This is a genomic window from [Clostridium] cellulosi (assembly GCF_036762875.1).
Classification (GTDB): Bacteria; Bacillota; Clostridia; order Oscillospirales; family Ethanoligenentaceae; genus Ruminiclostridium_D; species Ruminiclostridium_D cellulosi.
The window spans coordinates 98,236-114,227 of sequence record NZ_JBAIZF010000027.1; the positions used below are offsets into that span (position 1 = coordinate 98,236).

A 15,992-nucleotide genomic window follows, 5' to 3' on the forward strand; every position below is an offset into this window, starting at 1 on the left:
ATGGTGAATTGCAGTGAAGGCGCTTAACGCCTTAAAGAGCAGTATAATTTCAATTGCCATTGTTCTTATCATACTTATTATAATCACTCCTCTCCAGCCACCACTTCTTGATTTCCTGCTTATGCTCAACCTGTCGCTGTCACTGGTTATACTGCTCATTACTACAAACATCACAACAGCACTGCAATTTTCAATATTTCCGGCGCTTTTGCTCATAACGACATTGTTCCGCCTTTCCCTTGAAATTCAGGCGACGAGACTTATTTTAAGCAACGGCGGAAACGCAGGCGAAGTCATCAAAACCTTTGGTTCTTTCGTTATCCCGAACGGTAACATTGTTATCGGTCTTATCATATTCCTTATTATCGTTGTGGCCCAGTTTATCGTAATCACTAAGGGCGCAGAACGCGTGGCTGAGGTTGCAGCAAGGTTTACGCTCGACGCTATGCCCGGTAAACAGATGGCCATAGATGCGGACCTCAACAGCGGTCTTATAACGGAAGAAGAAGCGAAAAAGCGCAGAAATGATGTTCAGCGCGCGGCTGATTTTTACGGTTCCATGGACGGCGCGTCAAAATTTGTAAAGGGCGACGCCATCCTTGCGATTGTCATCATGATTATAAATATAGCCGGTGGTATTATTTCCGGCGTTATGAACGGCGGAGATATGTCCACAATCATGAGCACATATACGATAGCAACTGTCGGTGAGGGCCTTATGGCTCAGATACCTGCGCTGCTTATCTCAACCGCCACCGGTATTATCGTTACCCGTGCCGCGTCGGAAGACAACATGAGCGTTGAGGTTTCCAAGCAGTTGTTTTCACAGCCGCTTGTCCTGCGTACAGCAGGCATTGTGCTGATTTTAATGACACTGATAAAAGGTTTTCCAAAACTGGTTCTTATCGTTTTGGGTGTCCTATTTATAGTTTTGAGTTTTCTCGTCGACAGAAAGCAAAAGAAAAAGACAAGGCCCTCTCAGCAGGCGGTTCAAAAGCTCAACGCTGCCAACAGCGAATTGGAACGGCTTAAAAATCCTGAAAATGTTTATTCCATGCTTGAAGTCGAAACAATCGAAATGGAGTTCGGTTACAGCCTGATACCGCTTGTTGAGGAATCGCAGGGCGGTACATTTGTCGACAAAGTCGTTCTTTTCAGACGTCAGTTTGCCCTTGAAACGGGTGTTGTTATCCCAAGTGTCCGTATGAGGGATAATATCCAGCTTCCCAACAACAGATATGTTATAAAAATCAAGGGTGAAAAGGTCGCCGAAGGCACCGTCCTTGTCGGCAGTCTGCTCATTATGAACCCTCTTGGCGATGATTTCCTCATCGACGGCATTGATACTATCGAACCGGCATTCGGCCTTAAGGCAAGGTGGATACCTAAGGAAAAGCGCGAAGAGGCCGAAATGGACGGTTATACGGTTGTTGAACCGGCGTCTGTTATGATGACGCATCTGGCTGAAGTGATTCGCCGCCATGCGGAAGAGCTTATCGGCAGGCGTGAGATTAACAATATGCTCGATGTTGCCAAGAAGCATAATCAGGCTCTTGTTGACGAGGTTATACCGGCAAAGATTTCAGTCGGCGAGCTTCAAAAGATTCTGCAGAACCTGCTGCATGAGGATATTCCTATTAGGGATATCGTGACTATCCTTGAGACAATAGCGGATTATGCCCCGAAGATAAAGGATACAGATGTGCTTACAGAATTTGTGCGTCAAAGGCTCAAGCGCACTATTACACACAAGATTGCGCCTGACGGGGAACTGAAAGTGCTTACAATAGATCCTAATCTTGAAAATAAAATTACATCCAGTGTGCGTTCAACGGAACATGGCACCTATCTTGCCATTGACCCAGATACAGCGCAAAAAATTATCGACAACTTAAGCGAACAGGTGAACAAATTCAATCAGGCTGGTTTAACACCGGTTGTTCTGGTTTCACCGGCTGTGAGGATGTATTTTAAGCGGCTGACCGAACAGGCTCTCCCTGATCTATGCGTTGTTTCCTACAATGAGATAGAAAATGACGTCAAAGTAATGGCATTGGGAGCTGTTGCGGCATAACAGCAAAGCTAAATTTCCTTGTGGGGAGGGGTTTCTATGCAGACCCTACTTGACGAAGCGACGGTCGTAAACCTGTGGAAAAGCTATAAGGAAAGCCAGGATATTGAGCTAAGGAACAAAATAGTCATTCTCTACTCTGGGCTCGTCAAATCCATAGCAAGGCGTGCCGCGTCTGTCAGCGGAAACTATGTAGACATCGACGACCTTGTGAGCTTTGGAATGATAGGCCTTATAAAAGCGGTAGAAAAATTTGATCCTGAAAAGGGCGTCACCTTTGAAACTTATGCCACATATCGTGTCAGAGGCGAAATAATCGACTATATGCGGAGAAACGACTGGGTTCCCCGCGGGGTACGCAAAAGAGCTCAAGCTATTGAAAAAGCAGCCGAGGAATTCAAAAGTGAAACAGGTCGTGAGCCAACAGAAGAAGAGCTTTCAATAAAGCTTGGAGTCAAAAAAAGCGACATAGCCCAAGCTATGAGTGAATGTGAGAGAATAAATCTTATTTCATTCGAAGAAGTATTGCAGGACGCTTCAATAAAAGAAAGGAATTTTATTTCGGAGGATACTCCGGAAATGTCCCTTGCAAAAAGTGAACTTATCGAGGTTTTGGCAGAAGCGATAGAAGAATTGCCAGAAAGGGAACGGCTTGTCATAACCCTTTATTATTACGAGGAACTGACGCTTAAAGAGATAAGCTCCATTATGGGGGTCAGCGAATCGCGGGTGTCACAGCTTCACACTCGGGCGGTCAAAAAGTTAAAAGCCGCGCTGTCGAAATATTAAACAAGTTGGTTTTGCGGTGATATTTTAGCAAAATTCGGTTACATTTTGTCGATAAGATGATATAATATAAACAGTATGGAATTGTTGGAGGTGCGCAATGCTCAGGGGAATATATAATGCTGCTGCAGGAATGATTACGCAGTATAAAAAAATTGATATACTGGGCAACAATACGGCAAATGTCAATACTGCCGGTTATAAAGAAAGCAATGTCACCCTTTCCGAATTCGGCCAGGAGCTTGCAAGGCGTACAACTGATAATGTGAATGTCGGTGAATTGTCGCTCTGCGTGACCCTTGACAGGGAAACAACGAATCTCGCACAGGGTGCACTTGAAAATACAGGAATTCCTACGGATTTGGCCGTAGACGGTGACGGATTTTTTGCTATTCAGGCACCGGGCGGCGGAGATGTGAAATACACACGCAGCGGTAATTTTAGCGTTGATGCGCAGGGATTTTTGGCACTGCCAACCGGCGACAGGCTGTTGGGTCAAAACGGACAAGCTATCTATGTCGGCGGCAGCAACTTCACAGTTGATACCGACGGCACAGTCAGGCTCCCGAACGGCCCGGTCGGCAGGATTACTTTATATACATCAGACAATGCGCAGAATATAAACAAGAGAAGAGACGGATTTTTCAATATTGACGGCGCAGTAGTTGCGAACGGCATGATAAGACAGGGCTGGCTTGAGAAGTCCAACACAGATACAATCAACAATATTGTGGAAATGATGGCTGCAACAAGGGCGTTTCAGGGGTGCCAGAAGGCATATCAAATTGATGCCCAGACTCTTGATAAGCTTGTAACGCAGGTAGGTTCATTGAAATGATTGAACACCTTAAATAGGAGTGACTGTGATGATTCAGGCATTTTATAGCGGAACTGCCGGGCTTTCGGCGCACCAGAATTCTCTTGATGTAATCTCCAACAATGTGGCGAATGTAAATACAAATGGATATAAAACAAAAAAGCAGGATTTCGGCAGCCTTTTATATGCGTCTGAGGTAAGGCCAGAAACGCGTAATTCTGATAATCTGATTGCGGGCGCAGGCGCGAGTTTAAACAGTGTAAAAACAGATATGTCCCATGGCAATATTGATATAACCGAGGGCAATACTGATTTTTACATAGAGGGCGATGGATTTTTCGCTGTCCGCGATAATGCCGGCAATACTTATTATACTAAGGACGGCGGTTTTCAAGCCGTCAATACCGGCAACGGAATGATTCTTGGAACACAGGATGGTCTTGCGGTTCTTGACAGATACGGGAATACCATCCCTGTCACTGAAGAAGGGCCTCAAGCGATGCCGGGTGTCTATGCATTTACAAATGCTCCGGGACTTCTTTCCGCAGGGCAAAACCTGTTTATAGCGAACAACGTATCGGGTCCGGCTGTGGCAACTGATGAATTGCCAAGGCAGGGCATTGTGGAGCGTTCAAATGTCAACTTGGCGAATGAGATGGTGAATTTGATAGTATCCCAAAGGGGATACCAGTTAAATGCCAACGTTGTTACAACAGCCGATCAAATTGAACAGATGATAAATGACCTTAACGCATAATAGTTTATAAGGCCGCAGGCTTGTTTGCCGGCGGCCGGAATTGATAGGAATGTTTCAGTGAAAGGCAATATGTGCTTATCTTTAAATTTGATGGCGTCGTTGCCTTTCATTTTTTTATAATCAAAGAACAATTTTTAGTTCAGCACTAAATAAATCTCCATAGCTGACGATATAATTATTGAAATTTTATGCGATGAAAGCGGTGGCAAAATGAAAATAAACGGACTGCAGCCGCAGGAAGTATATAAAACATATGTGAACAATATTTACAAAAGCGGCGCTGAAATAAAAAAGGCAGTTATTTCGGATACCGATAGCCTTACTATATCTCAGCAGAGCTCTGACCTTTACGAAGCACGCAGGCTTGCTGATGAGTCTGGAATTCTCGATGTAAATGAAGAAGGCAGAGAAGAAAGAATTGAAGAGCTGAAAAGCCTTATTGACTCAGGACAGTATAATGTTTCGGCTGAGGACGTGGCAAAAAGCATAGTAAGCGGAAAGATATTCGATAACAGAGCATAAAGGAGGTCTCGCTTTTGGCAGCATGGGAAGGCCAGTTGGCACAGATAATTGAAAAGGAAATTTCGCTGCTTGACGAGATTTATGAGTGCTCAAGAGAAAAGACCAGCATGTTGGCGAAGGGCGATGTTGAAGGAATCAGCAAGATTGTAGACAGAGAACAGACATTGTCTCTTTTAATGCAGACTGCCGAGAAAAAAAGGCTTGCACTGTTGAGAGAAAATAGGGCGGCTGGCAAAACCCTGAGACAAATCTGCAGCGAGGCCGACGGCGAATACAAAGACGTGCTGGAGTCACAGCTTGAAACGCTTACAAAGGCTGTCGAACAGCTTAAGAAATCAAATGATTTAAATAATGAACTAACAAAATCAAGACTTGAGTTTTATGGGAAACTGCGTAGCTTGTATTCACAGTCCGCATACGGCTACACCAAAGAAATAGAGAAAAATTCACCGGAAGGTTCCGGGATAATTGATAGATCTGTATAAAATGCAGCTGATGCTTATCCTATAAATCTTTGACTCAAATATTATAACTTTTGAAATTGGATAAGTATTAGTATTTGGAGGATTTACGATGGCATCAACTTTTGGAGTACTTGAATCTGCACGTTCAGGATTAAACACAGCACAGCTTGGGTTGAATGTGACAAGCCAGAATATAGCGAATGCTGACACAGAAGGATATACCCGGCAGGTGCTTAATATATCGGCAAAATCGCCTGATACCGGTTCTTACAGATATGCTAACCCCAACAGAGTCGGACAGGGTGTCTCTGTTGACAGCGTATATCAGATCCGCAACAATTTTCTTGATGTCCGCTACCGTTATGAAAACTCAGTATACAACCTGTATGAAACAATGAAATCCCTTATGTCGCCGATTGAACAGAAATTCAACGAAATTGGTGATTCCACTACGACGACAAACAAGCTTATCGGACTTTCCGGTATGATTGATAATATCATTACATCGCTGCAAAAAGGGCAGACTTCGCCAACCGATCCTAATATCAGCCAAGACATAATGACTCAGGTAGATCTCCTTGCAAGTACCATTCGCGATGATGCCAATTCGCTGAAAAACGCACTGGAAAGTGCAATGAGAGAATTGTCGATTTATGTCTATGGCGGAATAGGTGACACATCAAAAGGTGATATTACTTCCGGCGGTGTAAACGGGATTATCCTTGATATTCAGACACTGAATCACGAAATAGTAAGCTATGAGGTCACCGGCCAGAAGGCGAACGACCTGCGCGACAAGCGCAATTTATTGCTTGATAAGCTGTCGTCTTATATAAATATAGATACTGTGGAGCTTGAAAACGGTATGGTGACTATCAAGCTTCAGAACGATAGCTCAGGTTATAGTATTATTGATGCAGACAATAACGCGACAACTTTTAATATAGCGACTGATGCAACATCTAATCAACTGGTTTTGCAGTGGGGCGATACTGTAGACGGCGATGGCAATGTTATAGCTTCGTCTCCAGAGGTAACTGCTGTAATTAGTAGCGGAATAGTCAAGGCATATCTAAATGTAATTAATGGTGACGGCACGGGAATCGACGATCTGGCTACAGGAAAATGCGGAAATATAGGAATACCATATTTAATGAAAAAGCTCAATGAATTTGCAGTTGCTTTCCTCAATATTATGAATAACGCGGATAACGTGGTTAATTCCACAGATGTAGCGGGGTATCAGTTCCTGACTTATTCAGGTTATTCGGCAGGCAAGACAACTGCAGATATGCTGAATGACGATGTTGCCTCCACAATTGGCATTTCGGATGAATGGAGAATGGACGGGGAGCTGTTCCTTAAAAACTACACCGGTGCCTCTCCCGCAACATATTATTCAAATTATGAGATTGCATTAAAGAAAACTACAAACACTGTGCCCATACCGGATAGCACAGATCCCACAAAGACATATTCTAATTCGTTCCGTGACTTTGCCGATTCGTTTACCAGCGAAATTGCTGGGTCAGTCAATTCATACAATCTTAAAGCTGAGTCGGCAAAGGTAAACGCTGATAATCTTAATGATCAAAGATTGTCAATCACAAGTGTGTCGATAAATGACGAAGGCGTAAACATTATTAAATACCAGCAGGCATACAGCGCGAATGCGCGTGTAATAACGGTAATCGACGAAATGCTTGATAAGCTGATTAACAGTACCGGCGTAATAGGTCGTTGATTTTGGCACCAAATTTAATTTGTAAACGGGTGGGGTATAAATGCGTATATCTACTTCAATGATGATGAAAAAATATGCGGAAGTCCTCAATAATAAGTATGGCGATATAAATAAATATGCTAATCAGATTTCCACCACCAGAGCCTTCAGTACCGCATCTGAGAACCCAGTTGCCGCTATGCAGACAATAAAGTCCTGCCATGAATATACCGAGAATCAGCAGTATCAAAACAATGTTTCTCAGGCCAAATCATGGATTCAGGCTACCGAGACTACCGTTACTGAGATTAATGATATCTTAAAGGCGGCAAAGGAAAAGGCAACTGAAATGCTGAACGGCACAAACAGCGCCGACGACTATAGAAACTATGCGGTTGCAATGATGAGCTATCGTGATGAGATAGTTTCAACGCTTAATACCTCATTTGGAGGACAGTATATATTCGGTGGCAGCACAAAAGGTCCTGCTCCGTTTAAACTCGACGATGACGGAAACCTTATGTATTATGACTACAATGCACCAACGCCGGGTTATGTCAATATCAATACGCTGACCAAGACTGATGTGGAAAATATGAAGGTAACTTCGCCGATTAACATTGGAATCGGCTTGACCAAAACCGGTAGCACCCTCGATAAGAATTCTTATTTTGAGAGGGCTACCTCAGGCCTTAGCGTTATAATATCTGATTATTCAGGAGCAGGCGAAACCGCCGGAAATATTGTCGACAACCTGACGGCAATCATTAATGCTCTCAACAGCAATAATCCAGACCAGTTAAATAATGCTCTTTCTAATATACAAAATGCTCAGGATGCTGTTTTAAAGGTAAAGGTTGAGCTTGGCGAAAAGACAAATATGCTTAAAGCAGTAGAATCAAGGCTTACCGACAATGAATCAAATATTATTAACAGTCTTGCAAATTCAATGGAAGTTGATGCTGTTGAGGCGATACTCAATTTAAATATCAGCCAGGTAATTTACAAGGAATCAATGTCTGTGGCGTCTTCAATTTTGCAGCAGTCTCTTATTGATTTCCTCGATTAACGAGGTGAAAATTTCATGCTCGTCAATTTGATTAGGATACATTCCATACCTGCAAAAATTGATATATCTTCCGTTTCAGCGAGAATTGGTGCACATTCTGTCCCCTCGAAGCTTGATATAGAAAAAATACCTTCTAAGCTTGAAATTCATCAAAAAAATATTCAGGTTCAGATTGACAGCACCGAGTGCTTTGCAGAGGAAGGGCATAAAACGATATCTATGCTCATCAAGGAAAATGCAGAGGAAGGAATGCAGGCTTTAAGAGACTACGCGCATGAATTTTCCGTTGAAGCGTACATGTATAACCAGGCCGGGAAAGGCGAAGACGTACTTAAAGAGCTTGCGAAGAAATATGTTTCGGGTGAAATCCCCAATGTTGGAATTAAATTTATTCCATCACAAAGGCCAAAAATAAGTTGGATTGAAAACAGTGTTCAAACCTACTGGCAGCCGGCAAAATATATCTGTAATTGGACTATTTCACCTTGGCCTGAAGTATACATGGAAAGGCTCGGAAGCGTTACTATTACAGAGGTTCAGAAGCCGGAGCTTCATATAGAATATTTGGGCAGCCCGGAAGGATATCATATTCTTGACAAACTGGTTTAAGATATCGGCGGCATTTTTAAGATGCCGCTGAATTTGTATCTGATTGTTTTTATAAGGCAGGTGTACCTTTGTGATTATAAAAACAAAGGATTTCGGCAATGTTGAAATATGTGAGGAAGATATTGTAAAGTTCCCGCACGGATTGTATGGTTTTGAAGACAGCAAGGAGTTTGTTGTTCTCTCCGATAACAAAGAAGATAATCCGTTTATGTGGCTGCAAAGCGTAAGAAACATAGAACCGCGATTTGTAGTAATAGACCCTATGAAAATTTTCAAAAATTATTATGTTCCGCCCGAGGCTGCGCGGCCTCTTATTCCCATTGATGACGAAAGAGACTTGCGCTTTCTTGCAATAACGACCGTAACCTCTGGGGCTAAAGAAGTTTATGTTAATCTGAAATGCCCTATAGTTATAAACTCAAGGAAAAATATAGCCGCGCAGGTTATACTGGATATTGATGATTACCCTTTCAGATACTATTTGGTAAAGAGGGAGGGGTAATCAGTGCTTGTTCTAACAAGGCACAGCGGAGAATCATTGATAATAGGAGACAACATAAAGATAACGGTCATTGAAGTGCAGGGTGACAAGGTTAAATTAGGTATAAACGCGCCGAAAGAGATTCCCGTAGTGAGAAAGGAACTGCTTGAGGCTGCCCAGTCCGCAAACGAGGAAGCAGCATCCCCGAATGTCGAGTTGAAGCTTCTAAAAGGTGTATTGAAAGAAAAAAATCCCGAAAAATCGTAAAATTCTTTTTATTTTTATATAAAAACGCTAAAGTATATCGGCATTGAGCCGATAATCATACTGAAAAAAATAAAAAATTGCCTAAAATTCAGGCGGGCGGGGAAAGGATTCTCCGTCAAATATCAAGGAGGAAAAAAGCAATGCGTATTAATCACAACATCAGCGCCCTTAATACTTTGAACAAGTTGGCTGCCAATACTACGGCGACTACAAGCTCACTTGAGAAACTGTCAAGTGGTCTTCGTATCAACAAGGCTGCCGACGACGCTGCAGGTCTTGCTATTTCTGAAAAAATGAAATCACAGATCAGCGGTCTTGACACTGCTTCTGACAACGCTCAGAACGGTATCTCCCTGATCCAGACAGCTGAAGGATCGCTCAGCGAATCACAGGCTATCCTCCAGCGTATGCGTGAGCTCGCTGTCCAGGCGAAGAACGGCACAAACAGCGAGACAGATGCTGCTAAGCTTCAGGATGAGGCTGACGCTCTTGCTCGCGACCTCGATCGTATTTCAAACAACACAAACTTCAACACAAAGACTATCCTCAGCGGTACAACTAACGGTATAAGCCTCTTCTCAGCAAGCGGTATCACACTGCAGATCGGTGCTGACGACGGTCAGACAATGAGCATTTCGCTCAGCGGTGCTGCTTCTGGTATTTCCAACGTCACAGCAGTTGGCCTCGGCGTAGGTTCAGGTTCTGGCGAAGCTGCAAAAGCTATTGCTCTTACCGGAGCCGATTCTCTTGAAAAGATCCAGAATGCTATCGACGCTATTTCTTCTATGCGTTCTAAGCTCGGTGCTTATCAGAACCGTCTGACTCACACAATCAACAACCTGAACACAGAGAGCGAGAACCTGACATCAGCTTCTGCTCTGATCACAGACGTCGATATGGCTGAAGAGATGACAACCTACACCAAGAACAACATCCTCATTCAGTCTGCGGAGGCAATGCTTGCTCAGGCGAATCAGCTGCCGCAGGGTGTGCTGTCACTCCTCAAGTAATCCATTGCGCATTACTACTTTGGGCGGGGCAAAATTGCTCCGCCTTTCTTTTGTTAAAATTTTTTTATTTTTGTGCGATTTATACATGCTTTAATGTAGATATTGCTAAAGTATTGTTGTATAATAATAGCATAAAATATTCCAAGTCGAATCATTTTATATTTTGACTGATTGGGATTGTGGAGAGATAAATGAAGGCACATATAAAAAATCCTTATAACATAAAAATAACCGCCTGTACAATAACGAAAAACGAAGAGAAGACAATAGCGAGAAGTATAAATAGCTATAAGAAATATGTTGACGAAATTATCATTGTAGATACTGGTTCTACTGATAATACGGTTAAGATAGCGAAATCGCTTGGAGCAAAGATAATTAATTTCAAATGGTGTAATGATTTTGCGGCGGCTAAAAATGCAGGGTTAGATGCGGCCACCGGAGATTGGATAATTTTTCTCGACGCGGATGAGTATTTTGCCGATGACACATGCAAGAAGGTAAGAGCGGTAATTGCCGAAGCAATAAGGAAAAATAAAAACGCCGTAGGGTGCCGGATGGAAAACTACGATCAGGACACCGGCGTCAATCTTGTTGAGGGATTCAGCGTCAGGATTTTTGAAAAAGGGACGCGCTATAGATACCCTGTCCATGAGGAGATTTACAATCCCAAAGGCGTTAATGTTCTAACGGTAGGTAAATCATATTTTTACTTAAAACACAGCGGATATTCAAGCAAAATCATAGCGAAAAAATGCAAACGGAACCTCGACATAATGCTGAAAGAATTAGATGAACTTTCAGATGAGCGTCGCAGGATTATATATTATTCATATATCAGCGATTCCTACTTTGGGATAAACAAATTAAATGAAGCAATAAAATATGCAAAGATGTATCTTGAGGGATCTAAAGAGAAGAATATTAGGATACTGGGCTGTGAATTAAGGCCGTATATGAATATAATCCAGGGAATGGAGACATTGAAAGAAGATCCCGAAAAGATTGTCCCATACGCGACGGAATTCCTTGAAACATTTCCGGATTCTCCCGAAGCTCATTTTGAAGCCGGGCGTAGCTATAGGCGCATGTTTATGTTCAATGCTGCCCTTGACGAATTAAATAAGGCAGTTGAGATGGCTAAAAACTACAGCGGGGTATATGTTGATACCGTTGACGCAAAGAAGGCTTCGGTTTACAATGAGTGCGGGATGTGCTGCGAGGCACTGCACAATCCTGTCAAAGCGATGGACTATTACTATAAGGCATATAACGAGGGCAATGATTATCAGTCGGCACTTTTCAACCTAATAAGGCTTGTACGCAATATGCCGGCCGAGGAAGTCGATTCCTTCATTAGATCGCTTTATGCCGGAGTCTCACAAAAAAAGCATTTAGCGGTGCTCGCTGCTTTGATGACCCATTATATGGTGCCTCAGATTATTGAATGTTACGCAGCGTACCGGATGGATAAAAAGGACGATCCCATCAATGGAGAGGTAACTGCCTTTGTTATGGCGGGCAAAGGCAATTTTAAATCTGCTGCAGAGATGTTTTTGCTAAGCTACAAGGTGTCAAAGAGTAAAAATACGCTTGCAAGATGTTTGATTTGCGCGGTGCTGTCAAATGACAGCGAAGCAATTGAAGAGATCCGTAAGGATTGCAGCAAACCACGTCTTTTTATGTTCGGCTTGGCAGATAAGAAACCGCAGCTTAAAAATAAAGATTTGTATGACATTGCAACATTGCTGGCGGAGTGCAGAAATATGGGACAGGCCGATTTCGCTATGCAAAGGCTTGAAGCAATGGCAGAGCAGCTCAGCGGTAAAGAGCTATTGAGGCTGTCCCGTTTCCTTGCCGATACATTTTTCTTTGAAGCAGCGCTCTATGCAGCAAGGTATGCCGATCTTTCAGCTAAAGCAATATTCATGCAAGGCTATTGCTTATATAATCTGCATAGGTACAACGAGGCCATTGACCTGCTGCTTTTGGCACGTCATCTGCATTTGGAGCCTTCCTATATTAATGATATTTATAACCGCATCAAAGCTATTAAGGAAAGTGCTCCTGTGGATAAGCCAAATGATTTAAGTGCACTTAAAACCCTTATCACTCAGGAGATTGAATCCGGTAACATAGAGAAAGCTGTAATGGATATTGAAGAATACAAAGAGCTTGCCGAACCGGATGCTGACATCTATGCCGCTGAGGCATCAGCTATGTATTATATATGTGAATATAAGAGGGCGGCTGTTGCCGTCCAGTGCGGGCTTTTGAAAGATGATAAAAATGTTGACCTGCTCTATAACGCAGGATGTATATTTGAGAAGCTGGGCAATAAAAAGCGGGCCACCTCTATGTATAAAAAAGCGCTTAAATATTGCACTGACGCAGAACTTACGACCGAGATTGAACAAATGATAAAAGCACTTTAATATAACATTAATATACATTATTTCATTGTTGCGATTTGATGGTTTCAAGGAGGCATAAAAATGAGTGACAATAACGGCAGAGATCAAATGCTGGATATGTTCATTTTCGAGTCAAATCAACTTATTGAGCAGCTTGAAGAGATTATGCTTGATACTGAAAAAGAAGGCGAATTGAACTCCGAAAACATCAATGAAATTTTCAGGATCATGCATACAATCAAAGGTTCATCAGCGATGATGACCTATAACAACATATCAAAGCTTGCCCACTCTGTTGAAGATCTTTTCTATTATATCAGAGAGAACCATCCCGATAATATTGATATCTCAGAAATATGTGACTTAGTGCTCGCAGCCTCCGATTTTATTAAACAGGAAGTATCAAAGGTAGACGAAGGCAAGGAGTCAGACGGAGATGAAAAGGAGATTGAAGCGAGAATTAAGCAGTACCTCGCTAAGATTTCCGGCTCTGAAGAAGTGAAGAGGGATGCCGCCCCAGCAGCCGCTGCAAAGGCCGAGGAGAAAAAGCCTGAGCCTCAGCCAGAAGAAGAGGCAAAAAATTCCGAGGTTCCACCTGATGATTTTAGATATATAGCTAAGATCTATTTTGATGAGGGCGGACAGATGGAAAACGTACGTGCGTATACAATTTCCCGGAACCTCATGGAATTCACTCACGAAATGTATACATATCCTAAGGATTTGCTGAACACTCCGCCTGAAATCGTGCTTGAAAACGGATTCATGATCTTCTTTGCCACCAATCTTGAAGAAAAACAGCTTCGCCCGATTTTTGAAGAAGCGCTTTTCTTAAAGTCATATGAAATATCAAGGGTCGAAAGCTATGAATCCGAGCTGCAAAAATATAATTTGACATCGGCTGACTCAACAAAAATCAAAGATACCGATTCGCAAAAGGCTAAAACGACGACGACTACGCCTGCAAAGGTGCCGGAAAACAATTCTGCGAAAAATAACGCTGGCGGAAAAGATAGCTCTGCACCTAAGAACAACAAGATGAGCCTTATCAGCGTTAATGTCAATAAATTGGACAGCCTTATGAACCTTGTCGGTGAAATTGTCATTTCTGAGTCAATGGTAACGAGAAATCCAGATCTTAAGGGCTTGCAGCTTGACAACTTCAATAAGGCGGCAAGGCAGCTGCGGAAACTAACGGATGAACTTCAGGATATCGTCATGTCAATCCGTATGATACCGATAGCTGGTACTTTCCAGAAGATGCAGCGCATCGTCCGCGATATGAGTCGAAAGCTCAATAAAGATGTCGAGTTTGTCACTGTCGGTGAAGACACAGAAGTTGATAAAAATATCATCGACCATCTGTCCGATCCGCTCATGCACCTTATCCGCAATGCTATGGACCACGGCGTGGAGTCAGAAGAGGAAAGAATCAAAAAGGGCAAGGCGCCAAAAGCCCGCATTACGCTTACCGCTCATAATACAGGCGGAGATATAATGATTTCGGTATCGGATGACGGTCAGGGAATAAATAAGGAGAAAATTTTGAAGAAAGCCAGAGAACAAGGGCTTTTGACTAAGCCAGAAAATGAATATACTGAGAAGGAAATATTCAATTTGCTCCTTCTCCCTGGCTTCTCAACAAAAGACAAGGTTACCGAGTATTCCGGCCGCGGCGTCGGCATGGACGTTGTAAAGCAGAATATAGAGGAAGTCGGCGGTTCAATCTCCATTAAGAGTGTTGAGGGCGAAGGTACAACAATGACCATTATCATACCGCTGACCCTTGCCATAGCGGACGCAATGGAGCTTTCTGTCGGCAACAATATCTATACGCTGCCAACAGTCGCGATAAAAGAATCCTTCAGAGCTAAGGAAGAGGATATAATCTACGATAACGACGGCCACGAGATGATTATGGTAAGAGGGAATGTATACCCGATTATCAGGCTCTATGACCTCTTTAAAGTCGATACTGATATCAAAAAGCTCGAAGATGGCATTTTGATAATGATTGAGGGCGACAATAAGACCGCATGTATCTTTGCGGATAAACTAATCGGTGAGCAGCAGGTTGTTGTTAAGCCGCTGCCGAAATATCTTGCACGTTATTCCATAAAAGAATTGGGCATTGAGGGTTGCACAATTCTTGGTGACGGCAGTATCAGCTTGATTTTGAGTGCGAAAAACATAATCAACCGCATAATTTAAACCAAAGGAGTGGACTTAAATGGCTGAGGCAGTATCAAAACAGCTTGTTGTTCAGGAAGAAGACACTCAGCACGGCAAGTTTTTAACATTTCAGTTGGGCAATGAAGTATATGGTATAGAGATAAGATATGTTACCGAAATTATTGGAATCCAACAGATTACATATGTGCCGGAAGTTCCGAAATATGTTAAGGGTATTATTAATTTAAGAGGCAAGGTAATTCCGGTTATCGACGTGAGACTTAAATTCGGAAAGCCTCCGGTAGATTATGATGACCGCACATGCATAATAGTTATCGATATCAACGATACTCAGATTGGGTTGATCGTTGACTGTGTCTCAGAAGTGTTAAATATAAGCGATGATAATATAGTGCCGCCTCCAAGCTATAAGACAGGTTTTCAAAATAAGTACATCAAAGGTATCGGAAAGGTCGGCAATGCAGTTAAGCTTCTGCTCGACTGTGAAAAAATTATATCCGAAAATGATGATACCGAAGCGGTTGAAAAGCTGGATAATTAAATTGTGTTAGGTTGACCGGAATCGACAACTGCCGTTCGGAAAAGCATGGACTTTTCTGAACGGCAGCCTTATATGCAAAGAGCGGTTGTGTAGATAACGGTTGGAGTATTTTCAAAGAAACAAAAAAACAGCCCATGAAGCAATGATATGATCCTCCTAAAGTAGACCATGGAAATATCCAAAACTACTTTAGGAGGATTTTTTATGGGTAAATCACCGCATAGTGCCGAATGGAAGTTAAGGATTATAAATGAATATCTATCAGGGC

The 15,992-nt window shown here is 42.6% G+C and carries 16 protein-coding genes; 15 read left to right on the plus strand and 1 reads right to left on the minus strand.

Translation table 11 applies throughout. The annotated features are described in order from the left end of the window. The first annotated feature begins 13 nt into the window (after window positions 1-13). From flhA to V6C21_RS09780, 15 genes are all read left to right on the plus strand, one after another. A complete protein-coding gene (gene flhA / locus V6C21_RS09710) occupies window positions 14-2,074 on the plus strand; it encodes a flagellar biosynthesis protein FlhA (RefSeq protein ID WP_045085217.1) in 2,061 nt (686 codons plus the stop codon). A gap of 36 nt (window positions 2,075-2,110) precedes the next feature. Continuing rightward, entirely contained in the window at window positions 2,111-2,860 is a 750-nt protein-coding gene (locus V6C21_RS09715) for a sigma-70 family RNA polymerase sigma factor (protein WP_045085218.1), read from the plus strand. Window positions 2,861-2,957: 97 nt separating this feature from the next. Beyond that, window positions 2,958-3,695: a flagellar hook-basal body protein gene (locus tag V6C21_RS09720; protein ID WP_034840455.1), complete on the plus strand. Its 738-nt coding sequence runs from the start codon at window positions 2,958-2,960 to the stop codon at window positions 3,693-3,695. Window positions 3,696-3,723: 28 nt separating this feature from the next. Then, on the plus strand, window positions 3,724-4,431 hold the full coding sequence (locus V6C21_RS09725; RefSeq protein ID WP_479268919.1) for a flagellar hook-basal body protein: 708 nt from the start codon (window positions 3,724-3,726) through the stop codon (window positions 4,429-4,431). A gap of 210 nt (window positions 4,432-4,641) precedes the next feature. Further along, window positions 4,642-4,953 (plus strand): flagellar biosynthesis anti-sigma factor FlgM, encoded by a 312-nt coding sequence (locus tag V6C21_RS09730; protein WP_034840451.1) that lies wholly within the window; start codon window positions 4,642-4,644, stop codon window positions 4,951-4,953. A 14-nt stretch (window positions 4,954-4,967) separates the two neighbouring features. Next, entirely contained in the window at window positions 4,968-5,438 is a 471-nt protein-coding gene (locus V6C21_RS09735; RefSeq protein WP_045085220.1) for a flagellar protein FlgN, read from the plus strand. 88 nt (window positions 5,439-5,526) lie between these two features. Further along, on the plus strand, window positions 5,527-7,161 hold the full coding sequence (flgK, locus tag V6C21_RS09740) for a flagellar hook-associated protein FlgK (RefSeq protein ID WP_034840446.1): 1,635 nt from the start codon (window positions 5,527-5,529) through the stop codon (window positions 7,159-7,161). 40 nt (window positions 7,162-7,201) lie between these two features. Further along, entirely contained in the window at window positions 7,202-8,209 is a 1,008-nt protein-coding gene (gene flgL, locus V6C21_RS09745) for a flagellar hook-associated protein FlgL (protein WP_479268920.1), read from the plus strand. A gap of 15 nt (window positions 8,210-8,224) precedes the next feature. Then, entirely contained in the window at window positions 8,225-8,818 is a 594-nt protein-coding gene (locus V6C21_RS09750) for a DUF6470 family protein (protein ID WP_045085223.1), read from the plus strand. 70 nt (window positions 8,819-8,888) lie between these two features. Next, window positions 8,889-9,320, plus strand: coding sequence for a flagellar assembly protein FliW (fliW, locus tag V6C21_RS09755; protein ID WP_479268921.1), 432 nt, complete (start codon window positions 8,889-8,891; stop codon window positions 9,318-9,320). A gap of 3 nt (window positions 9,321-9,323) precedes the next feature. After that, complete coding sequence (csrA, locus tag V6C21_RS09760; RefSeq protein ID WP_034840435.1) at window positions 9,324-9,566, plus strand: carbon storage regulator CsrA; 243 nt, start codon at window positions 9,324-9,326, stop codon at window positions 9,564-9,566. A gap of 140 nt (window positions 9,567-9,706) precedes the next feature. Next, window positions 9,707-10,576: a flagellin N-terminal helical domain-containing protein gene (locus tag V6C21_RS09765; protein WP_479268922.1), complete on the plus strand. Its 870-nt coding sequence runs from the start codon at window positions 9,707-9,709 to the stop codon at window positions 10,574-10,576. Window positions 10,577-10,767: 191 nt separating this feature from the next. Continuing rightward, window positions 10,768-13,011 (plus strand): glycosyltransferase, encoded by a 2,244-nt coding sequence (locus V6C21_RS09770; protein WP_479268923.1) that lies wholly within the window; start codon window positions 10,768-10,770, stop codon window positions 13,009-13,011. Between the two features lie 60 nt (window positions 13,012-13,071). After that, complete coding sequence (locus tag V6C21_RS09775; RefSeq protein ID WP_479268924.1) at window positions 13,072-15,201, plus strand: ATP-binding protein; 2,130 nt, start codon at window positions 13,072-13,074, stop codon at window positions 15,199-15,201. A 19-nt stretch (window positions 15,202-15,220) separates the two neighbouring features. Beyond that, entirely contained in the window at window positions 15,221-15,724 is a 504-nt protein-coding gene (locus V6C21_RS09780; RefSeq protein ID WP_479268925.1) for a chemotaxis protein CheW, read from the plus strand. A 68-nt stretch (window positions 15,725-15,792) separates the two neighbouring features. On the opposite strand, the gene V6C21_RS09785 is transcribed toward V6C21_RS09780, so the two are convergent. Further along, window positions 15,793-15,992: hypothetical protein (locus V6C21_RS09785; protein WP_479268926.1), on the minus strand; the 200-nt coding region annotated here is incomplete at its 5' end.